The sequence below is a fragment of the Streptomyces sp. NPDC028308 genome, assembly GCF_055565855.1.
Genome location: NZ_JBVHTO010000015.1, coordinates 130667 through 153599 on the forward strand (window position 1 = coordinate 130667; position 22933 = coordinate 153599).

General features: G+C 71.1%; 18 protein-coding genes, 1 tRNA gene and 3 pseudogenes. 11 read left to right on the forward strand and 11 right to left on the reverse strand.

From position 1 onward, the window contains the following. Nucleotide 1: 1 nt before the first annotated feature. From ACZ4VA_RS32685 to ACZ4VA_RS32695, 3 genes are all read right to left on the reverse strand, one after another. Nucleotides 2–904 carry a bifunctional MaoC family dehydratase N-terminal/OB-fold nucleic acid binding domain-containing protein gene (locus tag ACZ4VA_RS32685; RefSeq protein WP_452918902.1) on the reverse strand — a complete coding sequence of 301 codons (903 nt, stop codon included), beginning with the start codon at nt 902–904 and terminating at the stop codon, nt 2–4. Further along, complete coding sequence (locus ACZ4VA_RS32690) at nt 901–2076, reverse strand: acyl-CoA dehydrogenase family protein (RefSeq protein ID WP_468083595.1); 1176 nt, start codon at nt 2074–2076, stop codon at nt 901–903. Before ACZ4VA_RS32690 ends, ACZ4VA_RS32685 begins: the two co-directional genes overlap by 4 nt. Before the next feature lie 278 nt (nt 2077–2354). Beyond that, complete coding sequence (locus tag ACZ4VA_RS32695) at nt 2355–2663, reverse strand: hypothetical protein (protein ID WP_355784294.1); 309 nt, start codon at nt 2661–2663, stop codon at nt 2355–2357. Between the two features lie 381 nt (nt 2664–3044). Between ACZ4VA_RS32695 and ACZ4VA_RS32700 the strand changes: the two genes are divergently transcribed. The 3 genes from ACZ4VA_RS32700 to ACZ4VA_RS32710 all read left to right on the forward strand — a co-directional run bounded on the left by ACZ4VA_RS32700 (nt 3045) and on the right by ACZ4VA_RS32710 (nt 5862). After that, nucleotides 3045–3920: a bifunctional DNA primase/polymerase gene (locus ACZ4VA_RS32700; protein ID WP_452918897.1), complete on the forward strand. Its 876-nt coding sequence runs from the start codon at nt 3045–3047 to the stop codon at nt 3918–3920. Between the two features lie 336 nt (nt 3921–4256). Next, nucleotides 4257–5021, forward strand: a complete 765-nt coding sequence (locus ACZ4VA_RS32705) for an SDR family NAD(P)-dependent oxidoreductase (protein WP_468083597.1) — start codon at nt 4257–4259, stop codon at nt 5019–5021. A gap of 142 nt (nt 5022–5163) precedes the next feature. Continuing rightward, nucleotides 5164–5862, forward strand: coding sequence for an SDR family oxidoreductase (locus ACZ4VA_RS32710; RefSeq protein WP_355784302.1), 699 nt, complete (start codon nt 5164–5166; stop codon nt 5860–5862). Between the two features lie 93 nt (nt 5863–5955). Here ACZ4VA_RS32710 and ACZ4VA_RS32715 read toward each other — a convergent pair whose 3' ends face one another. Both ACZ4VA_RS32715 and ACZ4VA_RS32720 read right to left on the reverse strand, forming a co-directional pair. After that, nucleotides 5956–6477: a histone deacetylase gene (locus ACZ4VA_RS32715; protein ID WP_468083599.1), complete on the reverse strand. Its 522-nt coding sequence runs from the start codon at nt 6475–6477 to the stop codon at nt 5956–5958. A gap of 324 nt (nt 6478–6801) precedes the next feature. Next, on the reverse strand, nt 6802–7290 hold the full coding sequence (locus ACZ4VA_RS32720) for a hypothetical protein (protein WP_355784307.1): 489 nt from the start codon (nt 7288–7290) through the stop codon (nt 6802–6804). A gap of 677 nt (nt 7291–7967) precedes the next feature. Here ACZ4VA_RS32720 and ACZ4VA_RS32725 point away from each other — a divergent pair. After that, nucleotides 7968–9035, forward strand: coding sequence for a hypothetical protein (locus ACZ4VA_RS32725; RefSeq protein WP_468083600.1), 1068 nt, complete (start codon nt 7968–7970; stop codon nt 9033–9035). A gap of 403 nt (nt 9036–9438) precedes the next feature. Here the strand turns inward: ACZ4VA_RS32725 and ACZ4VA_RS32730 are convergent. Then, nucleotides 9439–10109, reverse strand: a pseudogene (locus ACZ4VA_RS32730) (YdcF family protein). Beyond that, a pseudogene (locus tag ACZ4VA_RS32735) lies at nt 10106–10789 on the reverse strand (GntR family transcriptional regulator); the annotation flags it as partial. The pseudogenes ACZ4VA_RS32735 and ACZ4VA_RS32730, both read right to left, overlap by 4 nt. Here ACZ4VA_RS32735 and ACZ4VA_RS32740 point away from each other — a divergent pair. Then, nucleotides 10789–11295, forward strand: a pseudogene (locus ACZ4VA_RS32740) (site-specific integrase); the annotation flags it as partial. The pseudogenes ACZ4VA_RS32735 and ACZ4VA_RS32740 sit on opposite strands and share 1 nt — an antisense overlap. Before the next feature lie 144 nt (nt 11296–11439). On the opposite strand, the gene ACZ4VA_RS32745 reads toward ACZ4VA_RS32740, so the two are convergent. Then, a tRNA-Ser gene (locus ACZ4VA_RS32745) sits at nt 11440–11524 on the reverse strand. 100 nt (nt 11525–11624) lie between these two features. Further along, nucleotides 11625–13193 carry a S1C family serine protease gene (locus ACZ4VA_RS32750; protein WP_356163642.1) on the reverse strand — a complete coding sequence of 523 codons (1569 nt, stop codon included), beginning with the start codon at nt 13191–13193 and terminating at the stop codon, nt 11625–11627. 257 nt (nt 13194–13450) lie between these two features. Between ACZ4VA_RS32750 and ACZ4VA_RS32755 the strand changes: the two genes are divergently transcribed. The 3 genes from ACZ4VA_RS32755 to ACZ4VA_RS32765 all read left to right on the forward strand — a co-directional run bounded on the left by ACZ4VA_RS32755 (nt 13451) and on the right by ACZ4VA_RS32765 (nt 16215). Beyond that, nucleotides 13451–14260 carry a glycerophosphodiester phosphodiesterase gene (locus ACZ4VA_RS32755; RefSeq protein ID WP_356163643.1) on the forward strand — a complete coding sequence of 270 codons (810 nt, stop codon included), beginning with the start codon at nt 13451–13453 and terminating at the stop codon, nt 14258–14260. Between the two features lie 183 nt (nt 14261–14443). Continuing rightward, nucleotides 14444–14986 carry an ATP-binding protein gene (locus ACZ4VA_RS32760; protein ID WP_388904848.1) on the forward strand — a complete coding sequence of 181 codons (543 nt, stop codon included), beginning with the start codon at nt 14444–14446 and terminating at the stop codon, nt 14984–14986. A 239-nt stretch (nt 14987–15225) separates the two neighbouring features. Beyond that, complete coding sequence (locus tag ACZ4VA_RS32765) at nt 15226–16215, forward strand: DUF5926 family protein (protein WP_355786639.1); 990 nt, start codon at nt 15226–15228, stop codon at nt 16213–16215. A 263-nt stretch (nt 16216–16478) separates the two neighbouring features. Here ACZ4VA_RS32765 and ACZ4VA_RS32770 read toward each other — a convergent pair whose 3' ends face one another. Together ACZ4VA_RS32770 and ACZ4VA_RS32775 are read right to left on the reverse strand one after the other, a co-directional pair. Next, nucleotides 16479–17039: a hypothetical protein gene (locus ACZ4VA_RS32770; RefSeq protein ID WP_468083603.1), complete on the reverse strand. Its 561-nt coding sequence runs from the start codon at nt 17037–17039 to the stop codon at nt 16479–16481. A gap of 56 nt (nt 17040–17095) precedes the next feature. Further along, a complete protein-coding gene (locus tag ACZ4VA_RS32775) occupies nt 17096–17761 on the reverse strand; it encodes a bifunctional DNA primase/polymerase (RefSeq protein ID WP_355789502.1) in 666 nt (221 codons plus the stop codon). A gap of 472 nt (nt 17762–18233) precedes the next feature. Here ACZ4VA_RS32775 and ACZ4VA_RS32780 point away from each other — a divergent pair, with 472 nt between their 5' ends. From ACZ4VA_RS32780 to pdxR, 3 genes are all read left to right on the forward strand, one after another. Continuing rightward, on the forward strand, nt 18234–19745 hold the full coding sequence (locus tag ACZ4VA_RS32780) for a PP2C family protein-serine/threonine phosphatase (RefSeq protein ID WP_355789499.1): 1512 nt from the start codon (nt 18234–18236) through the stop codon (nt 19743–19745). Nucleotides 19746–19883: 138 nt separating this feature from the next. After that, entirely contained in the window at nt 19884–21371 is a 1488-nt protein-coding gene (locus tag ACZ4VA_RS32785; protein ID WP_388904847.1) for an aminopeptidase P family protein, read from the forward strand. A gap of 97 nt (nt 21372–21468) precedes the next feature. Next, nucleotides 21469–22860 (forward strand): MocR-like pyridoxine biosynthesis transcription factor PdxR, encoded by a 1392-nt coding sequence (gene pdxR / locus ACZ4VA_RS32790; protein WP_389390177.1) that lies wholly within the window; start codon nt 21469–21471, stop codon nt 22858–22860. Nucleotides 22861–22933: the final 73 nt, after the last annotated feature.

Here is a 22933-nt window from a genome sequence, read left to right on the forward strand (position 1 = left end):
GTCAGCCGCCGTCCCCCTCGACCGCGGCGAAGAGCGGCAGCACCAGCTCCTCGTCGCAGCGCTCGAACCGCAGCCGCACCGGCATCCCGATCCGCACCTCGTCGTACGGCACGCCCACCACGTCGCTCACCATCCGCACGCCCTCGGCCAGTTCGATCAGACCGACCGCGTACGGGGGGTCGAAGGCGGGGAAGGGCGGGTGGTGCATGACGACGTACGAGTAGACGGTCCCCTCGCCGCTCGCCTCGACCGTGTCCCACTCCGGGGAGCCGCACGCGTTGCACCCCGGCAGCCAGGGGAAGCGCAGGGTGCGGCAGGCGGCGCACCGCTGGATCAGCAGCCGCCCGCGTCCGACGCCCTCCCAGAAACCGGCGTTGTCCCGGTTGATCACGGGCCGTGGCCTGCGCTCCCTCGGCTCCTTGCGGGCGGGCGCGTACTTGAGGATGCGGAACCGGTGCGTCCCCGCGAGTTCACCGTCGCCCGTCCGGACGTCCGTCCGGGTCGTGACGAAGTGGCCCGTGCCCAGCCGGGTCCTCTTCCGCTCCGAGACGGACTCGATGACGGCGTCGAAGCTGACCTCGTCCCCGGGCCGCAGCGGCCGCAGGTACTCCTGCTCGCAGTCGGTGGCGACCACCGCCGTACAGCCCGCGTCGTCGAGCAGTCCGAGCAGCTCGGTGTACGCGCCCGTGCGCCCCGCCTGGCCGGACAGGCCGGCCATCGTCCACACCTGGAGCATCGTCGGCGGCGCCACCGCGTCCGGCCCCCGGTAGGCGGGGTTCTCGTCGCCCATCGCCTCGCACCAGTGCCGGATCATCGGCGCGTTCACCGGGTCCCGGCCCACCCCGGTGGCGGCGGCGGGCCGGCCCTCGTACGCCTTCAGACGTGCCGTGAAGTCGTCGCTCACCGCCGCCCCTTCGGCATCCCGAGCCGCTGCGTGGCCACGATCTCCCGCTGCACCTCGCCGACCCCGCCCCCGAACGTGTTGATCTGCGCCGCCCGGTTCAGCCGCTCCAGCCCGCCGCCCTCGAAGGCCCCCGGCGAACCGGCACGGATCAGGGCCCGCTCCCCCACGGCGTGCTGGCACAGCCGGTACACCGCGACCGCCGACTCGGTTCCCGCGACCTTCACGCCGCTCGCGTCGCCGGGCGCCGGCCGGCCGGCCCCGATGTCCTGCACCAGACGCCAGCTCAGCAGGCGCGTCACCGCCAGGCGGGCGTGCGCCTCGGCCAGTTGCGCGCGCACCCAGGGCTCGTCGGCGCGGCGCCGGCCGGTCACCGGGTCGGGGGTGCGCGCCGCCCGGAGCGCGGCGGCGTAGAAGTCCTCGGCCTGCATGCCGGTCGCGGCGAGCGCGACCCGCTCGTGGTTCAGCTGCTCGGTGATGAGCCCCCAGCCGCCGTTCACCTCACCGACGAGGTGCGAGGCGGGGACGCGGACGCCGTCGTAGTAGGTCGCCGTCGTGACCAGGCCGCCCACCGTCTCGATCGGCGTCCACGAGAAACCGGGCGCGTCCGTGGGCACCAGCAGGACGGAGATGCCCTGGTGCCGGGGCGCCTCGGGGTCGGTCCGGCAGGCGAGCCAGATCCAGTCGGCGTGCTGGGCGTTCGAGGTGAAGATCTTCTGCCCGTCGACCAGCCAGTCCGCCCCGTCCCCGCTCCCCGCCCGCACGGCCCGGGTCCGCAGGGCCGCCAGATCCGTGCCCGCCGACGGTTCGGTGTACCCGATGGCGAAGACGAGGTCCCCGCTCAGGATGCGCGGCAGGAAGCGGGCCTTCTGCGCCTCGCTGCCGTACTTCATCAGCGTGGGTCCCACGGTGTTCAGCGTCACCATCGAGACCGGCGCCCCCGCCCGGTACGCCTCGTCGAAGAAGACGAACTGCTCCTCCGCGCCCTGCCCTTGGCCGCCGTACTCGACGGGCCAGCCGAGTCCGAGCAGTCCGTCGGCTCCGATGCGGCGCAGCAACTCCCGCTGCCTGACGGGGTCGTCGGCGGGCGGTGGCCCGTCGGGCATCAGGTCGCGGAAGTACGTGCGGAGTTCGGCGCGCAGCCGTTCCTGGCGCTCGGTGGGGGCGAGGTGCACGGCCGCTGCCCTCCGGTCCTCGTACGGGCGAAGGTTTCTGACTGTCCGTCAGGTACCGCCCGCTGTCAAGGTCACCGGCACCCCCGGGCGGCTGAGGCACCTCCCGGCCCGCCCCGCACCCGCCATCCGCCCCACCTCCTCGGAACACGTCTGCGCGACAGCACCGAAGTGCCGCCGCGCAGACGTGTGACCTCCCCAGACCCCCCCAGCACGCCCCCTGAGCACCCCAAGCTCCCCCCGGGGGCCTCAGGGCCGACGCGAGCGCGCCGGCCCCCGGCTCACCAGAGGTTGGTGAAGTTGACGGCGACGGTCTCGTTCGACTGATGGATGGCCGTGAACGCGGAGCCGTTCACCTGCGCCGAGTTGCTCTGGTTCGAGGCGCCGGAACCGACGGCCTGCTGCTGCGAGGTGGACGAGTTGCCGGAGTTGTCGTGCCCGACCCCGCCGCTGACGGTGGCGACGGCCGCGTTCGATCCGTCGTCCGCGAATCCGCCGTTGTCGGCCGTCGCGACGCCCGACAAGAGGGCGGCGGCCAATGGCAGGGCCGCGACGGCGGCGAAGACGCGGACGGTACGGATGCTTGCCATGTGAGTTCCTCCAGAACCGGATGTACGCACCGGCCGAGACCGGGATTACGCGCTGACCCGAGGCAGTTGGCCGACCGCCCCGGTGGTGTTCTCGACGTCGCGACTCCAGAGTTGCCCAGCGGAACCCGGCGAACCACCCCGGATGAGGCGATTCGCCCCCAAGCGTGATGACATGTCGATAAACCCCCTTCATGACCTTTCCGGCGCACTCACGCCCTGACGAGGAGGGGTGCCGCCCTCCGCGGCACAGGCACCGCAAGCGCTGAAGCGTTCCGCCACGGCCCGGCCCCTTGCCTCCACTCCACCCCTGCGCGCAGGCGCCGACCCCCTCCTGACCGAAGCCCTCTTCCCTTTCTCGAACACCTGTACGAAAATAGAGCCATGGCCACCATCGACCGGCAGGCCACCACCATGGCCCTGGCACACGCCCTGTCCGCCGCCGAACGCGGGCTGGCGGTCATCCCGCTGTCTCGCACCAAGCTCCCGGCCCTCCGATCCCCCCACCGCGACGACCCGGACCCCTCGGCGCGCGCCTGCCACGGCGAGTGCGGCCGCTTCGGACACGGCGTGTACGACGCCTCGACCGACCCCCGCCGCATCCGCGAACTCTTCGCCGCCGCCCCCTGGGCCAGCGGCTACGGCATCGCCTGCGGACTGCATCCGCACCACCTCATCGGCGTCGACCTCGACACCAAAACCGGCACCGACTCCTCGGCCGCCCTGCGCGAACTGGCGCTGCGCCACCTCTTCACGATCCCCGAGACCGTGGTCGTCCTGACCCCCAGCGGCGGCCGCCACCTCTGGCTGAGCGGCCCGCCCGACGTGGTCGTGCCCAACTCGGCCGGCCGGCTGGCCCCCGGCATCGACATCAGGGGCGCCGGCGGCTACCTCGTCGGCCCCGGCTCCCGCACCGAACACGGCGTGTACGGCACGGCGCCCGGCACCGCCCGGCTGGCACCCGCGCCCTGCCCGCCCGCACTGCTGCGCCTGCTCACGCCCCCGCCCCGGACCCACCGGCCGGGCACCGGCGCGTCGAGCCGGCACGGCCAGGGCCTCGTCCAGTTCGTCCTCACCGCGCACGAGGGCCAGCGCAACACCCGCCTCTTCTGGGCCGCCTGCCGCGCCTACGAGCACGGCTTCGGCGAGGACCTGGCGAACACCCTGGTCGACGCGGCGGTCCGCACCGGCCTCACGTACCGGGAGGCGCGCTCCACGATCGCCTCGGCGGCCCGGATGACGAGCCGGGGGGATGCGTAGGCGGGACGCCGCAGGTGGGACAGGTCACGGGCGGCGGCGGACCGGCCGCCGCCCGCGACTGCGGATTCGGGCCGGCCGAATGACCGGCTGACCGGCTCAGCCGGTCGACCGCCCGACCGGCTGACTAGCCGACCGGCCGACCGGGCACAATTCGCCCTTTCCTACCGGTTCCGACGGGTGAGCACGCTCACGCCGATATAGCTTGACGCTTGTCAGACAGCGTCGCATTCTTGACGCGTCAAGTAAATCCGGAGTCGACCCCGGTGGCGCCGGACCCTGTGCCGGGCGTCCACCACCGAGGCGGCCACCGGATCACTCACGGACGGGAGCAGTCCCATGGCAACACTCGACGAGAAGGTCGTGCTGATCACCGGTACCGGCGGAGGCATGGGCCGGGTCGCGGCGCAGATCTTCGCACGGGAGGGCGCACGCGTCGTAGGAGCCGACATCCACGCCCCCGCGAACGAGGAGACGGTCGGACTCGTACGGGGTGCGGGCGGGGAGATGACCGGCATCGCACCGGTCGACCTGACCGACCCGCAGCAGGTCGAACGGCTGGTGGAGAACGCCGCAGCCGCGTACGGCGGGCTCGACGTCGTCTACAACAACGCCGCCTCGCTGCGGTTCGGGAGCATGCCGGACTTCTCCGTCGAGGACTGGCGGGCGACCGTGACGGGCGAACTCGACATCCCCTTCCTCGTGTCGAAGTACGCGTGGCCGCACCTGGTCCGGCGCGGCGGCGGCGTCATTCTCAACGTCGCGTCCATGGCCGGGATGATCGCCGGGCACAACCCCCCGATGGTCGGCCACACCGCTGCGAACGCCGGTGTCATCGGCATGACGCGCCAGCTCGCGCTCGAAGGCGCGCCCCACGGCATCCGGTCGGTGGCGATCAGCCCCGGTCCCGTCCTGACCCCCGCCAGCGCGCGCGACCTCGGCGACGACCGGGCGGCCCGGGACGCGATCACCGCCAAGACGCTCCTCAAGCGCTTCGCCGAGCCGGAGGAGATCGTGGAGCTGGCCGCGTTCCTCGCCTCCGACCGGGCGGCGTACATCACGGGCGCGAACTACGCGGTCGACGGCGGCGCGAGTGCCTGGTGACCCCTCCGGGACGCGGCGCACCGCGCCCCGTCCCGCCGTCCGGCGCCCACGTGCCGACGTGCACGGGCGGCCATAGCCTGGTGGTCCGAGGGTGCCCGACGGCCCACGCCGGGCGCCCCCTTCCGCCCCGAGGAGGGTGATCATGGAGATCAAGGGTTCGGTGGCCCTGGTCACGGGAGCCAACCGCGGCATCGGGCTGGCGTTCGGCCGGGCGCTGCTCGCGCACGGCGCCGCCAAGGTCTACGGCGGGGTCCGGGACCCGGAGAGCCTCCGGGACTCGGGGCTGGTGCCGCTGCGGCTGGACGTCACCGACGAGGAACAGGTCGCGGAGGCCGCGCGCACCGCCGGCGACGTGAGCATCGTCGTCAACAACGCCGGGGTCACCGGTGGCCCGTCCCTCCTGGAGGGCTCGTTCGAGGGCGCGCGGCGCGAGATGGAGGTCAACTACTTCGGCACCTGGGCGGTCACGCGGGCGTTCGCTCCCGTACTGGCCGCGAACGGCGGCGGAGCGGTCGTCAACATGCTGTCCGTCGCGTCCTGGGTGGCCAACCGCCGCTTCCCGAGCTACGCGGCCTCCAAGTCCGCCCAGTGGTCCCTGACGAACGCCTTCCGGCTGGCGCTGCGGGAACAGGGCACGCTGGTGGTCGGGGTGCACGCGGGGTACGTCGACACCGACCTGGCGGCGGAGGTCGACTCGCCGAAGATCCTCGCGGAGGACGTGGCCGAGATGACGATGGAGGCGTTGCGCGCCGACGAGCCCGAGGTACTGGTCGACGAGGTCACCCGCAACGTCCGCTCCGCCCTCTCAGGCGAACTGACAGTCCTGTACGCCAACCGCTGAGGGCCCCGGGTGCAGGGGCGGGCCGGCCTCACGCACAGGCTCCGAGGTCACCCACCGCCGAGGCCCCGATCACGCACCTTCACGGTGCCCGGGTCACGCGCCTGGAAGCGGTTCCTCGAAGCGGCTCGCCTCCAGCAGGTCCCTGACCGCGTCCACGGACCAGCGGCCCGACGCGCCGGAACACCCCGCGACGTACGCGGCGACGGTCTCCGCGTCCCAGGCCCGCGTCGCGAGCAGCCCGGTGGCCAGACAGCGCACGTAGCTCGCGGACGGCGGATGCGGCGCGACCTCGCCGAGCCTCCACGGTGCCGTGAAGGTCAGCAGGGGGAGCCCGTCGACGCTGCCGACGCGCACGAGCGTCTCGTAGCGCCCGTCCCCGAGAGCCGCCCGGCCGTGGGCCAGCACCTCCGTGAGATCGACGTCCGCGCCGGGGGCCCGGTACATCTCCTGGGCGGCGATGTCGGAGAACTGCTCCACGGTGACGAGATGCGCCCGGGCGAGGACCCGGCCGCGCGCGAGCGGGTCGTAGAACGCCCGGCCGCCGCCCCACACGGGCGACGCGGTGGCGAAGTACACCGCGCCGGCGAGTTCCACGGCGACGGACCGCGCCGGCATCCTGCGGTCCCTGCACCCGGGGTACGTCTGGCTCGCCCCGGCAGGCCGCCCGCCACGTACGTAGCAGGCCAGCCGGCCGAGGTGCATGTTGGAGCCGTACGACGTGTACCAGACCCGGTCCGGCGGAAACCCGCCCGAACCGCCGCCGTACGGCAACCGCCGACTCCGTGAGATGACGCCTCCCGACCCCGAACACCAAGACCGATCACAACGCTCTTGACGTCGTTCCCCACCACCCCCCGGACGACACACTCACCGACGGTCGTCGGGTATGCGCGGGGGGCTACGGACCGAGCGGTGTCGCCCGGTATACGGCCGGACTGGTCAGACCAGCATCGACCACAACCGGTCGATGACACGCAGGACCTCGTCTCGGTTCTTGCCCTTCTTGACCCAGGTCGGCAGCCGCGCGACAAGCGTCAGCTTCTTGCCTGGCGCATCCCACGGGGCCCGCTCACGCAACGGAGCCTGGACGAAGTTCCGGATCACCGCCAGGTGTTCGGGGTTGTAGGCCCAGATCCGCCCGTGCCGCGTCTCCGTCTGCAACCACAAGGGCAGCCCGAAGTAGGGATCCGTCGCCTCACCCCGGCCACGAAAGAGTCGGAATCCTCCCCCGCCAACCTCGCGGGACAGCCCGCACGCCCTGCATACGAGACGGCGACGCGCGAACAGCGAGGGAACGGTGTGCATGGGCGCGGCTACAGCCGGGGTGACATGTGCGATCCCGGCGCACTTCGGACAGCGCACGAGCACATGCTCGACGAAGTCGTACTTCGTGTGCCGAGCATCCCGAAACCGCTGTGGCGAGAGCATGACGCCAGTGTCCACTGCCCGCACACACTGGCCAGAAGTGGGCACCGGCGAATCAGGGTGAGACAGGGCCACGCAGAAGGGGTGCCGCTCCAAAGAGTGGCACCCCTTCTGACCTGCAACCTTCTGAGCTGCTGCGGTGGGTGTGGGATTTGAACCCACGGTGACATCGCTGCCACGACGGTTTTCAAGAGCGTCCCGGGTTGAGGGAACTCAGCGCTCTGACCTGCACCGATGCGTCAAGCACCGGAGCACCAGGAGCGTTGGCCCACGCATGGCCCACAGACATCCCGTTGGCACGAGGCCGCTTCGCCCGAAGCAACTTGGATGGGTGCCCGACCTTGGGCTGGTGGGCCTCTCACCTGCTGCGGCGGCCCGCCGTTCGGCGGCTGAAGCTGGGCGAACCGTCTGGGCGCTAGCCCGTTGGATCGGTGCATTCACCGAAGTTCCTTGCTGTTCTCTGCCTGATCTGGTGCGCTTGTGGTGCGGTCGCGATCACCGATTGGATGCATGCGCGAGCGTTCGCCTGCGTGCATGGGCGGAGGGCCCGAGCGACGAGCCCGACATGCAGGCCGCACGCTGCCGGGACAATGAGGCAGGGAGGCAGATGCAACTGGATCATTAATGAAGCCAGGTTATTCTTGCACTGACGAAACGGCCGTGCAGTATACGCCTTTCAGTTGACACATATTCCCTTGCGTCGCTTTTCAAAAAGGGTGATCGACTTGAATGAGCTTACCGATTACTACACCGACCTTTTTCGCTTGATGAAGTCTTATGGAATCGAGGATTTAAGCGATCTCGACGACCTCGAACTAGATTGGGCCAAGTGCTATTCTTCACGAACTCACGGCTGGGTTCGCGAGCTGTACAACTATGGAATTCGACTCGGCCCGCTGGTTACGACATACTGCACGGAGACCGCAATTACTCCGGCATTCTTCTGCTCGATGAGGGGAATTTCCTCCCAGCTGGAGGCGGGTGCTCAATTAAGCGAACGAGCTAAATATGCATGCCTTTTTCCGCGAAGGGTAGTCTTCCTTAGTGACCGGTTTGCGTATTGGCCAGACAGCGGAAAGGTCTATACGGTACCTTACAGCTTTCTCGCGCAAGCCATTATGCTCAAACCTCTACTGCTTGCAGGCCTTGCAATCCTATCGCCACGAAGAGTAGTTGTGGATATATGTGGCAGAACCAAGCAGATTTGGGGGTGGTATCAATACATGAATGATACATCCGCGGTAGAGGTGTCGACAGTCAGGGAAAACTCAGACGCTTTCACTTCCAAGATACGCCGCTTGCATGAATATAGCTCCAGCTATGCAATTGTGACTCCACACCTCCACGGTGTGAGTCTTGATAGATACGTACGACTAGTCCAAGAAGAGGAAGACTCGTTCCATCTGTTCGATAGAGCTGTGTCGCGCCTCTTGAAGCAAGGAGATAGCTCAGTTCAGGCAGTCGAGCAAGCCGTCGAGGAGCTTTCACTGGCCACAGCAAGGCTGAACCTCCTCTATCGCGAGAAGCGGCGCGCTTTGGATTTTGAGGGTGTGGCGTCAGCAATTGGGGCATTCGTGACTGCGGGGACCCTATTGGCTCCATCTCAATTTGCAGGATTGGCGGCGGGTGTAGGTGGAGCTACAGCCATCCAAAGTCTAACTTGGCTGCGAAATCGCGTCTCATCAAGGAAAAGTCTACGATCAGACGAGTTTTGGTTTCTATGGCAATCTTCCACTACTCACTCATGATTCGGGTAATTAAGCTGCGTCAAAGTGGCTTCTTGAAGCCGTATAGCCAACGACTCAGGCACGACGTCTTCCCTGACCTAAAGTCCCCGCTACGTGCGGTCGCGCGGGGGAGTGCCGGAGCGGGACCGTTAGCAGTACCGGCGGCTTCGTGGTCGCCGACCAGCACTTCCAGCTCGGCGCGGCTATTCCCGCCAGATCATCCCCCGCCAGTGGCATCGTGTGTGGCCGTGGGTCGCGTGCGACGGGTGCTCGAGTCTTTACCTCCGGGCCTGCCCAAAGCGGGCGGGCGTCGGCGCAGCCGGGGTGGAGCGGGCCGAAAGCAGGAGCGGCGCCCCGAGCGGAGCCGGGAAGCTCGCCTGGAGCAAAGGAGCGCAGCCGGGTGCTTGATGCGGTAGGGAAACTGCTATCCGGTCGACCGGTCGACGGTCGCGCGAACGAGCCGACTCGTGAAGCCCGCCGCACGGAGCCGTTCGTACGCCGCGGTCACGTCTGCGGGGACATCCATGCTGATCATGAATCCCTCTTGCGGGTACATCAGAAGCCGTTGTTGCGCTCCCACCAACATGTCGACGACCAGCCTCGCGTTCCCGATCGCTTCGACGTACTCCCCGAAGCTCATAGGCGTTGACGCGCTGACGATCTCCACTTCGGGCCAGAGCTTGCGTGCGGTGGCGTAGGCGCGCGTTCCTCGTAGGGCTTGCTCACCAGCAGCACGGAGGAGACGTCGACGCCCTGCTCTGCGAGCAAGGCCCGGGAGAATTGGACGTTCTCGCCTGTGTTCCGGGCTCGGGGCTCCACCAGAATGGCGGAGGCCGGCACCCCCAGCTCCAGCGCGCGCTCGCGGTAGTGCTCGGCTTCGCCGCGCGGCATCCGGTCCTGGGTGGTCCGGCTGGTCGCGCCCGTGAAGACGATGAGCGGGGCGAAGCCGCGGTGGTAGAGGTCCGCCGTCGTGTCCGCCACGCCCAGGTCGTGACTGCCGAGACCGATGGCGACCGAGCAGGGGCGCGGTTCGTGCTTCATGAGCTGGAAGTCCCACAGGAGTTGGGCGTCCTGCCAAGCCTGCTCCGAGATCACTGCGCGTCCCCCTCACTCCGTGCCGAGTCCGGCACCTTGAAGTCGTAGGACCAGGCGAACCGGGACGCCGCGTGCACGCCGATGGCGAACTCGACGACCGTGCCGTCGGCCGTGAACGTCGTCCTGTGCAGCTCCACCACCGGCTCGCCGGGCGGGAGTTGGAGCAGCTTCACCTCGTCCGCCGTGGGGATGCGCGCGAACAGTTCCTCCCGCATGTGGTCGATCTCGTATCCCGCGTCGTAGAGCACGCGGAAGCCGCCGCCGGCGGGGCCGGGAGTCGGGTCAACGATGCGCGTTCCCTCGACGTGTTCGGGCCGGTAGTAGCTCGTGAGGGTGTGGGTCGGCTGCTCGCCTTCCTTCACGAGCCGTGCCCGCGCGTACACCTCCGCGCCTTCCGGTAGGCCGTGAGCGGCCGCGACGGCGGCCGGCGCCACGATCCGGCTGACCGTCTGGGTCTGGTCGTTGCGCTTGTATCCCCGTCCGGACGCCACGCGGTCCGCGATAAACGCGACTTCGTCGCCGTCCCGCCACTTGGCCTTGTCGTACCGCTCGATGCCGAGCCGCTTCAACGGGGCTTGCTGCCGTACGACGGTGCCGTGCCCGCGCGATGAGGTGACGAGTCCTTCGGCCTCCAACGCCTTGTAGGCAGCGTGAACCGTGGACTTCGACCCCTCGCCGGCTGCCCGAGTCGGGGTGGGGCGAGCTGGTCCTCGCCGGAAGCCGTCCCGAAGTCGGCTCCGGCTGGACCGACGACGGAGCGTCGTACGAGCAGCGCGGTCTCAAGCGCCGGGCTCGCCGGGCGACCAGGCCCGTACCGATTCCGCCCGTGCTCGTCGGGATGCTGCGCGAGCACATCAAGACGTACGGCACGGCCGAAGACGGGCGGCTGTTCCGTGCGGCGCGGGGCGGCCGGGTGCGGTCCACGGAGTACTGCGAGGTCTGGGACCGGGCCCGCGTCAAGGCACTCACGAAGGCCGAGGCCGCAACGCCGCTCGCGGACGTGCCGTACTCGCTGCGGCACGCCGGGGTCTCCCTGTGGATCAACTCGGGCGTGGATCCCGTCGAGGTCGCGCGGCGGGCCGGCCACAGCCTCACCGTGCTGTTCCGCTTCTACGCCAAGATTCTCCGGGGCCAGCAGGCGCTCGCGAACGACCTGATCGACAAGGGGCTGAGGGGTGACCAATGAGCCCGGATCCTGGCCCACGGATGGCCCCCACGCCCTGATCAGACGTGGGATACGAGCGGTCCTGGGTGAGACAGGGTGAACACGGCGGGCCCGGCTCCATCCCGGAGCCGGGCCCGCTGACCTGCTAATTCTCTGACCTGCAAGCGGTGGGTGTGGGATTTGAACCCACGGTGACTCGCGCCACGACGGTTTTCAAGACCGTTCCCTTAGGCCGCTCGGGCAACCCACCCCGCGCGGGCGGCGATCACCGGACGCGCGGGGACAAGACTAACGGGTCGCGTGGCGCCTCCGTGGCCCGGAGGCGCCGTGGGTCCGGGGCGCTCTGCCGGTCAGCTGTCGCCCTGGCGCGAGCCCAGAGTGACGTCCGCCGTGCGGGTCTTGCCGTCGCGCGTGTACGTGAGCTCGACGGTGTCGCCGGGCTTGTGGGTCCAGATCTCGCCGATCAGGGTGGGCCCGCTGTCGATCACCAGGTCGTCCAGCTTGGTGATGACGTCGCCGGGCTTCAGTCCCGCCTTGTCCGCGGGGCCGCCGGCCTCGACGGCGTCGGAGTTGCTGACGCCCTTCTCGGAGATCTTCGCGCCGTCCGTGCCCTCCTCCAGGGAGACGGAGGCGCCGATCTTCGCGTACACCGGCTTGCCGGTCTTGATCAGCTGCTGGGCGACGTACTTGGCCTGGTTGACCGGGATCGCGAAGCCCAGGCCGATCGAGCCGGACTGGCTCTGGCCGCCGAGGCCGCCGCCGCTCGTGGACTGGATCGCGGAGTTGATGCCGATGACCGAGCCCTTGGCGTCCAGCAGCGGGCCGCCGGAGTTGCCCGGGTTGATGGAGGCGTCGGTCTGCAGGGCGCTCATGTAGGAGGCCTTGCTGCTGGCGCTGCCGTCGCTGGAGGCCACCGGGCGGTTCTTGGCGCTGATGATGCCCGTCGTCACCGTGTTCGACAGGCCGAAGGGCGCGCCGATCGCGATGGTCGAGTCGCCGACGGCGACCTTGTCGGAGTCGCCGAGGGGCAGCGGCCTGAGGTCAGACGGCGCGTTCTTGAGCTTGATGACGGCGACGTCGTACCCCTGCGCGTGCCCGACCACCTCGGCGTTGTACTTCTTGCCGTTCGGGAAGGTGGCGCTCAGCTTGCCGCCGTCGACGGCCTCGGCCACGACGTGGTTGTTGGTCAGGATGTGGCCCTGCTTGTCGAAGACGAAGCCGGTGCCGGTGCCGCCCTCTCCGCTGCTGCTCTCGGCCTCGATGGTGACCGTGCTCGGCAGCGCGGCGGTGGCCACGCCCGCGACCGTCCCCGCGTCGCGCTTGAAGTCGCCGCCGCCGCCGGAGGCTGACACGGTCGTCGAGTCCGTGGCGCCGTCGTCGTCCTTGGCGAGCGAGTAGCCGAGGCCGCCGCCGACACCGCCCGCGACCAGCGCGGCCACGAGCACCGCGGCGACCAGGCCGCCGCGTCCGGACTTGCGCCCCGGCGCGGGCTGCTGCTGCTGATACGAGGAGCCCCAGCCGCCGGACCCCGAACCGCCGTCGGCGTACGAGGGAGTGGCGGGCGGGGGCGGGGGCCAGCCGGCCTCGGCCGCGGACGGGGTGCCGGTCGCCCCCTGGCCCTGTCCGCCGAATCCCTGGTTCTGCCCGTGCTCGCCGTAGCCCTGCGCCGGCCCGGCGTGCCCCGCCCCGGAGGTCCCCGGAGCCCCGGCACCCGCGGAGGCGTACGGCGCGTTCGCCGCGGCGGCCGCCTGGCCGTGCTCCGACGCACCGGGCTGCCCGTGCGGCACCGGCGGGAGCGGAGTCGTCGGCGCGCCTCCCTCGGGCGCAGGGCTCTGCGCGGAAGCAGCGGGAGTGTCCACCGGCACAGGAGGTGCAGACGGGGCCGGGGGTACCGCAGTGCCCTCGTTCTCGGTGCTCACAGCTCTTCTCCTCGGTCCACGGCTGTTGTTCTCGGTCGCACTCGGTCACGCTCGCTCACGCTTGTAGACGACCCGGCGCGATTCAGCTGTGCATGTGCTTTTGTATGCCGTCAGCTTTTCCCACCGGCCGTCAGAGCACCATAAGCGGTGCCTGTGCGTCCGGGGCCATCCTTTATATCGGACGGTTAAGACAAAACGAATGTATTCCTGACGTCTCCGCCTGCACGTCCACCCCTCGGCGGTGGCACCATGACGCGGTGACCCTCGCACGACAGCACCCGATCCAGGTCGTCGCTCACCGGGGCGCCTCCGAAGAGGCACCCGAGCACACGCTGGCCGCGTACAAGAAGGCGATCGAGGACGGTGCCGACGCCCTCGAGTGCGACGTGCGGCTGACCGCGGACGGTCACCTCGTCTGCGTCCACGACCGCCGCGTGAACCGCACGTCCAACGGACGCGGCGCCGTCTCCGCGCTGGAGCTCGCCGACCTCGCGGCCCTGGACTTCGGCTCCTGGAAGAACGGCGACGAGGCCCCGGACTGGGAGCACGGCCCCGGCGACCCGGAGGCCACCTCCGTCCTCACCCTGGAGCGGCTGCTCGAACTCGTCGCCGACGCGGGCCGCCGGGTGGAACTGGCCATCGAGACCAAGCACCCCACCCGCTGGGCGGGACAGGTCGAGGAGCGCCTCCTCGTTCTCCTGAAGCGCTTCGGCCTGGACGCACCCGAGACCGCCGCCGAGTCCCCGGTGCGCGTCATGAGCTTTTCCGCGCGCTCCCTGCAACGCGTCCGGGCCGCCTCCCCGAACGTGCCGACGGTCTATCTGCTGCAGTTCGTCTCGCCCCGGCTGCGCGACGGACGGCTGCCCGCCGGTGTCCGGATCGCGGGCCCCTCGATGCGGATCGTGCGCGGCAACCCCGGCTACGTCGAGCGGCTGAAGAAGAACGGCCACCAGGTGCACGTGTGGACCGTGAACGAGGCCGAGGACGTCGACCTCTGCGCCGACCTGGGCGTCGACGCCATCATCACCAACCGTCCGCGCGCCGTCCTGGACCGGCTGGGCCGCTGACGAAACGGCCCGGCACCCCGGTTACCCGCCACCGACAACCAGCCATTCGTCACAGGGAGTGCACCGGCGCGTTCGTTCCGTATTCGATCGTTACGAGTGCGTCAGCAGACGTGTGTTGGCCGGTTTCCGGTCCAGTCCAAGAGGGCATTCACACCGTGGCGTGGGGCAAAGGAGGTCTCGGGGGTGGCGTTGGTGGTGGCACAGGAGGTGCCCACGTCGTCGAGCATGGCCGTACCCCATGGCCCTGCGGGCGTGGGACAAGCGAGACACCGGATGCGGGACCAGCTGCGGTCCGGTGGAGTGGCGGAACCGGTCATCGACGATGCCGTACTGATCCTTTCCGAACTACTGAGCAACGCGTGCCGTCACGGCCGTCCGCTGGGCGACGCCATGGCGGGTGACGGTGACGTCCGCGCGGCCTGGCGCGTCGATCCGGCGGGGCGGCTCACGGTCGAGGTCACGGACGGCGGTGGTCCGACCCGCCCGGTTCCGGCCACGCCCTCGGTCACCGCACGCGGCGGCCGCGGGCTGAACATCATCACGGCGCTCGCCAAGGACTGGGGCGTCCGCGACGACACCCGCGGAGAGGTCACCGTGTGGGTCGTCGTCCAGGACGACGTCCTGAGCGCGCACCGGCGTGACGATTTCGCTACGCGCGTCGCGTCACCGCACGTGTCGTGCGTCCCCGAACTCGACTTCGCGGACGTGTTCGACGACCTGGACTGAGGAACCGCCCCGGGGCCCGGAGCAGGACGCCGGGTCCCGCGGGAGACCGGGTCCGGCCGAGGCCGCGCCCCGGCCGGAAGTCGCGCTCCGGGCACGGGGCGCCCGTGGACCGGCACCCCGTGGACGACGCACCGGCTCCGTGCCGACCCGGTGCGTTGTCCACAGGGTCCCGTCCCTCGTCGTACGAACGGCTAGGCTCGCGCCCGTACGAGACGAGCCGTAACCGGGAGACACCCACGATGGCCAAGAAGCGACCCCAGACGAAGGCCAGGCAGCCGCAGCTGAAGGACGGGGCCCGCGCCGCAGGCGCTGAGGGATCCGTCCCGGTGGTAGGCGCGCGCGAGCCCTGCCCCTGCGGCAGCGGCCGGCGGTACAAGGCCTGTCACGGCCGGGCGGCCGCGCACGCGGTCACCGAGCTGGTGCAGCGCCCCTTCGAGGGCCTGCCCGGAGAGGGCGACTGGGTCGCGCTGCGCGAGCTGGTGCCGGCGGCGACCGTCGAGCTGACCCTCAAGGAGGGCCTGCCCGAGGGCGTCCCCTCGGTCACGCTCGCCACCGTGCTGCCGATGGCGTGGCCCGCGCTGCGCCGCGACGACGGCTCGGTCCTGCTCGGCCTTCAGAACGACACGGCCTCCGGCGACATCAGCCGCGACCTCGCCGACACCCTGCGGCGCGCCCTGACGGCTCCGCCCGGTACGCCGGTCGAGGGCCGCCGCGCCCCCGCCGACGGCCCGCGCCTGCAGGACGTGCTCGACCCCGAGGGCGCCTTCGAGCCGGTCGTGCACTCGGGCTTCGAGTTCTGGGTCCCGGACGCGGAGAACGCGACGCCGGAGGTGACCGCCTCCCTGGAGCGGGCCAACGCGGCCGCCATCCCGACCGTCAAGCTCTCCGGCGTCGACGCGGCGTACTGGTGCGAGACCCCGGACAAGAACCACCTGCGCTGGGTCATGCCGCACCCCGAGGAGCAACTTCTGGACGCGCTGGCGCGGCTGCACGCGGCGGGCGGATCGGGTCTCGGCGAGGGCACGCGTCTCGTCGGCTCCTTCCGGGCGCACGGCCTGACGGTGCCGGTCTGGGACCTGCCGAGCGAGGTCACGGCCGACGACATCGAGAAGCCCGCGGCCGAGTTCGCGGAGCGTCTGGCGGCCGCCCTGGCGACGGACGCGCCGCTCACCGCGGACGAGCGCCGGGCACGCGGCGGTCTCACCAACCGACAGGTCACGCTCAGCTGACACACCGCGGCGCGCTGACCGACCGGTCAGCTCGTCAGGTCCGCCGGGAGGGGTGACTCCTGTCACAACTCCCGGTCCTGGCACGGAAATCGGTGTCTGAATAGCCGAGTTCGAATTTGCGAACCGCCGATCTCTTGTTACCGTTCCCGTAGCCCGGTTGCTGGTGCATCCCCCGTCGCCAGCAACCGGGTCTTTTCATGGCCCGGTTCCGGCATCCCGCGCCGGCCCGTCGGCGCCCCGCTCCGCACTTGTCGCCAACGGCCTTACGGCCGGGCCGAGTTGCTCCCGGAGCGCAGCAGCAGCGGCCCTCGTCCCGCACTCCTCGCGAACTCCGCCACCGCCGAGTACGACGCCGGCTCGTCCGTCGAGCGCTCCCTGGGTGTCTCACACGTCTCCGGCTCGTCCCCGGCGTCCACGGCGCAGTGGATCTGCACGGTGCGGCCACCGGGCGCGAGGAGGGTCAGGACGGCGCTCAGCGCCTCGCCGGTCGCGTTGCGGTAGTAGGTGCGCGCCCAGGTCTCCTGTCCCTGCCGCAGGACACAGGTCTGCGCCTCGATGCCGTCGGGGGAGGAGAGTTCCGGACCGCAGGAGGCCGCGGTGGCGAGGCCGAGGCCGAGCAGCAGCGGCGAGCGCGAGGGTGCGGGGGCCGCCCGCTTCGCGTCGTCGCGGACGGGGGCGCGGACGGCCGCGGGACCGCCGTCACCGACGGGTCCCGCGGATGCCACGGCGAGCGGAAGGGCGATCACGGCCGCCACGAAGCCGACGAGTGCGAGCAGGCGGACTCTTCGGGTGTCCGGGGGCCGTCCGCCGGAGTGACGCAGCATACGAGGGAACATAACGGCCCGGAGGGGACGCCCGGTTCGCCGCGCGCCCGACACCCCTACAACTCGGGCGCGCTCACACCCGTACGAGTGAGAGCCTCCACGACCGCGTCCACGACGGCTTCCACATCGGGTACCCAGGGCGCGGCCGAGCCCGGCAGCGGAGCCCGCTCCCAGCGCACCTTCCCCTGGCCGGTCTCGGAGGGCGGCAGCGCGATGTAGCCGCCGTCCCCGTGGAAGCGCAGGGAGCCCGGGACGTGGTCCTTGGCGTACAGCAGCTCGCCGAGCTGCTCCAGGGAGTACGGCGCGACGAGGATCGCCCAGCGCGAGGGGGAGGCGACGACCGGGCCGAGGCGCATGCCCATGAGGTCGAGTGCCGCGAGCGCGCGGGCGGCCGCCAGAGAGGGCAGGCTCACCGCGCAGGGGGCCGCGCCGCCGGTGGCCAGCACGATCGGTGCGGAGGGCCGGTTGCCCCACCACCAGCGCACCATGCGCGCGTCGGTGGTGGCCGCGAGGAGGCCGGGGTCGAAGGGATGGGCACCTGGCACCGTGCACTCCGGGTCGGGACATCCGCAGCCGGCCCGCCCCCGCGGGTCCGGCGCCACTCCCGGGAGTACGGGCCACTGCCATTCGGTCGCGAAGGTCAGGGCCGCGCTGAGCATCTCAGGGCTCCGGTTGTTCCGCCTGGACAGGAGCCTGCGTCGCCTTCCGAGGATCTCGCGCATGAGCGCTCGTTCCTTTCCGTTGCACGCCTGGCAACACCGAGGATCACATCACACCATGTGTCGATCTCTTCACTGTGCGTACCTGCTGGCGCATCACACCCCTGCGCGAGGCAAGGGGAACCCCTATGGGCCGAACGTTGGCTGCATCCACACCCATACCGCGTCTGGCAAAAGCATGGGCATGGCGTGGGGTGGCGGCGCCTGGCGTTTTACCGTCGCGCATATGTCCAGCCGCCTCCGCCACGGGAGGATGGGGCACGGTCGTCGGTGGTTAAGACGCCCGGGTCCGCTGCCAGGTTCCGAGTGGATCCGATCCACCCCTGACCTTCACCGAGTACGTACCCATCACGACCGCTGTGACGCTCCGTCGAGCAAGGCCAGTCGACCTCAATAACCCGTTACCCGATGCAGTTTTAAGCCAACTTCGCTTTTCCGCAAGTGTCTCACGGACACCAGGAATCCCAGCAGGACAATGCTGGACATCCCCTCACGAGTGCGTGTACATGTGGAGACACTGCTAGCGGCGCAGAATGACATGGGGGTTTGCGATGCTATCGAGCAAAACGCACCGGTCGGAAAGCCGGATGCCATGAACGCCCCTCACCTTCCGAAAGTGGCCGGAATCGATTCCACGGTTCCCGCGCCCGCACACACTGTCGCGCCCGCGCCCGCCCCCACGGAGGCCCCTCCCGTCCCGCCCCCCACCGGCCCAGGAGCCGTCCTCCAGGACCGCCTCGCCGGCTGGGTCTCCGACCTCACCACCCTGCACGAACTCACCGAGCGGCTCGCGCGCACCGCGTCGCTCGACGAAGCCCTCCAGGAACTCCTGCGCGCCGGGGCCACCCTCGTAGGCGCCCGCCGCGGCCTGGTCGTCCTCGAACCGCGCGACGGGCTCGGCCCGGACACCACCATCGGCCTCGGCCTGGCCCGCGCCGACCTCGGGCACATCGAGACCGTCCCGCGCAGCAGCATGGCGTACGGCAGGATCCTGGACGGACTGCCCGGCGGCGAGGGCGAGATCGCCCAGCCCGACCTCTTCGGCGAGGACGGGCTCGACCCGCGCCACCGCGAGGTCGCCGCCCGCCTCGGCTACGCCGCCAGCTACGCCCTGCCGCTGTCCACCGAGGCCGGTGAGCGGCTGGGCGCCGCCGTATGGCTCTACGACGAGCCCGCCGAACCGGTCGAGCGGCAGCGCCACCTCATCGGCCTGTACGCCCGCTACGCCACCGAGCACCTGGCCCGGCTGGTGGAACTGGAGCGCACACGCGCGTGCATGACGACGATCTCCGAGGAGCTGCTCCCGCCGCGGCTGCCCCGGGTCGCCGGGGTCCAGCTCGCCGCCCGCCACCGCACCGGACCGCGCGGCGGGGGCGACTGGTACGACGCCCTGCCCCTGCCGGACGCGGCGCTCGGCCTCGCCGTCGGCTCGGTCACCGGCGCGGGCCCCAGCGCGGTCGCCGCCATGGGGCGCCTGAGAGCCTCGCTGCGGGCCTACGCCGTGATGGAGGGCGAGGATCCCGTCGCCGTCCTGTCCGACCTGGAGCTGCTGCTGCGGCTCACCGAGCCCGCCCGCTCCGCCACCGCCCTCTTCGCCTACTGCGAGCCCGCGCTGCGCAAGATCACGCTGGCCGGGGCGGGGCACAGCCCGCCGCTGGTCATCGGCGACCGGCGCACGGAGTTCGTCGAGACGTCCGTGTCGGCGCCGCTCGGGATGCTCGCCTGCTGGGAGGCGCCGAGCGTCGAGATGTACGCCCGGCCAGGCGAGACGGTGCTCCTCTACACGGACGGCCTGCTGCACCGCACCGGCGACCCCATGGACCGCGCCTTCGCCCGGCTGCACGCCGCCGCCGCCGGCGTCCCGAGGGCGCTGCGCGGCGACCCGGGCGCGGTCGCCGACCACGTCCTGCGGACCGTGCTGCCGGACGGTCTCGACGAGGCCGACAGCGACGAGGACGTCGTCCTGCTGGCCGCCCGCTTCGAGTGAGCCTGCCGGGACCTCCGCGGACGGCACGCGCGCACCACCGTGCGTGACCCCGCGGGTAACAGGTCCTATGGCCCTGGGCCCCCTTCCGTACGACCGTACGATGGGGGGTGGTCCAGAGTCGTAACGAGGAGGCAGACCGTGTCGGAGGCGCTCACACCGGAGACCCCGGAAGCCGTGCTTGACGATGCCGCTGACGAAGCGGGCGAAGAAGAGCCGATCAAGCAGCGGAAGAACGGCCTGTACCCGGGCGTGTCCGACGAGCTCGCCGAGAACATGAAGTCCGGCTGGGCCGACACGGAGCTGCGCGGGCTGGAGCCGATCGCGCAGGCCGCGTACACGGCGGCCCGCCGTGCCGCGCTGTCGGCGCGCTTCCCGGGCGAGCGCCTGGTGGTGCCCGCGGGCAACCTGAAGACCCGCTCGAACGACACGGAGTACGCCTTCCGCGCCTCCACCGAGTACGCCTACCTCACCGGCAACCTGACCGAGGACGGCGTCCTGGTGATGGAGCCGGCCACGGACGGGCACCGGGCGACCCTCTACCTGCTGCCCCGCTCCGACCGCGAGAACGGCGAGTTCTGGCTCTCCGGCCAGGGCGAGCTGTGGGTCGGCCGGCGGCACTCGCTGACCGAGGCCGAGCAGCTGTACGGCATCCCGGCGTCCGACGTCCGCGAGCTGCCCGAGCGGCTCCGCGAGGCCACCGGACCGGTCCGGGTCGTCCGCGGCCACGACGCCGGCATCGAGGCGGCGCTGAGCGACAAGGTGACCGCCGAGCGCGACGAGGAGCTGCGGGTCTTCCTCTCCGAGGCCCGCCTGGTCAAGGACGAGTTCGAGGCCGGCGAGCTGCAGAAGGCCGTCGACTCGACGGTGCGCGGCTTCGAGGACGTCGTACGGGTCCTGGACAAGGCCGAGGCCACCAGCGAGCGGTACATCGAGGGCACCTTCTTCCTGCGCGCGCGGGTCGAGGGCAACGACATCGGCTACGGCTCCATCTGCGCCGCCGGCGCGCACGCCTGCACGCTGCACTGGGTACGCAACGACGGCCCGGTGCGCTCCGGCGACCTGCTGCTGCTGGACGCGGGCGTCGAGACGCACACGCTCTACACCGCCGACGTCACGCGCACGCTGCCGGTCAGCGGCCGCTACAGCGAGATCCAGAAGAAGATCTACGACGCCGTGTACGAGGCGCAGGAGGCCGGTATCGCGGCCGTCCGCCCGGGTGCCAAGTACCGCGACTTCCACGACGCCTCGCAGCGCGTGCTGACCGAGAAGCTCGTCGAGTGGGGGCTCGTCGAGGGGCCGGTCGAGCGGGTCCTGGAGCTGGGCCTCCAGCGCCGCTGGACGCTGCACGGCACCGGTCACATGCTCGGCATGGACGTGCACGACTGCGCCGCGGCCCGCACCGAGACGTACGTGGACGGCACGCTGGAGCCGGGCATGTGCCTGACCGTCGAGCCGGGCCTGTACTTCCAGGCGGACGACCTCACCGTCCCCGAGGAGTACCGCGGCATCGGCGTGCGGATCGAGGACGACATCCTGGTCACCGAGGACGGCAACCGGAACCTGTCGGCCGCGCTGCCGCGCCGCTCCGACGAGGTCGAGGCGTGGATGGCGGCACTCAAGGCCTGAGCCAGGGGTTCGCACGGCCTGTACGGGAAGACGGCCGGGTACCGGGAAGGTGCCCGGCCGTTCGTATGTCTACGTGTGTCCAGGGGGGCGGCTTTTCGTGGAGGACTTCTGGTCCGGCGTCGGTGTGGACCTGCATCTGGAGCCGGACGCGGCGGGGGGACGCCGGGCCGGACTGGAGCGGGCGCTGCGGGATGCCGTGCGCGAGGGACGGCTCGCCCCCGGCACCCGGCTGCCCGCGACACGGCGGCTCGCCGCCGAGCTGGGCATGTCGCGCGGGACCGCCAAGGCCGCCTACGACCAGCTGGTCGCCGAGGGCTACCTGCGCGCCCGGCAGGGTTCGGGCACCGAGGTGGCGGCGCTGCCCACGGACGGCATGGCGCCCGCCGCGGACGACCCGCACACGCGTGCGCCCCGGTTCGACCTGCGGCCGGGCAGCCCCGACGTCGGCACGTTCCCGGCGGCGGCCTGGCTGCGGGCGCTGCGGCGGGCGATCGCGACGGCGCCCTCCATGGCGTACGACTACGGGGATCCGCGCGGCCGCATCGAGCTGCGCACGGCGCTCTCCGAGTACCTGGGCCGGGCCCGGGGCGTGATCGCGCCGCCCGAGCGGATCGTGATCACGTCCGGGTACGTGCAGGGGCTCGCGCTCCTGACGCGGGTCCTGGACGGCGGCGTGGTCGCCATGGAGGACCCGGGGCTGCCCTTCCACCGGGACGTGGTCCGGCGGGCCGGCGGGCGGGTCGTGCCGCTGCCGGTCGACGAACGGGGCCTCTGCGCGGCCGAGTTGGGCGACGAGGACGCCGTGGTCGTGACGCCCGCGCACCAGTACCCGACCGGCGTGACCCTGCATCCCGAGCGGCGGCGGGCGCTCACCGACTGGGCACGCGCGCACGGCCGGCTCGTCGTCGAGGACGACTACGACGGGGAGTTCCGCTACGACCGGCAGCCGGTGGGCGCGCTCCAGGGCATGGCGCCCGGGCATGTGGTGTACCTGGGCACGGCGTCCAAGACGCTCGGTCCCGCGCTGCGCCTGGGCTGGATGGTGCTGCCGCCGCACCTGGTCGACGCGGTGGCCGACGCCAAGCTGCACAGCGACCACCACACCGAGTCCATCGGGCAGTTGGCGCTCGCGGAGATGGTGACGGCTCACGCGTACGACCGGCATGTGCGGGCCTGCCGGCTGCGCTACCGGCGGCGCCGGGACCAGCTCGTCTCGCTGCTGGGGGCGCACCGGAGGGTGCGCGGGATCGCGGCCGGGCTGCACGCCCTGGTGGAGGTGCCGGACGAGGCGGAGGTCCTGGACCGCGCGGCCCGCGAAGGGCTCGCGGTCGGGCGTCTCGGGGACCACTGGCACACGCCGGGTGAGGGGCGGCCGCAGGGACTGGTCGTCGGCTACGGGACGCCCCGGGAGCGGGTCTACCCGGAGGCGCTGGAGGCGCTCGGGCGGGTGCTGGGCGGGGTGCGGCGCGGGCGCGCGTCCACGAGGTGAGGGAGAGCGGCGCCGCCTGATTGGACCAGTGACAGGGCGCCGGAATGGGCCTGTCGAGCGGTCCGGCGGGCCC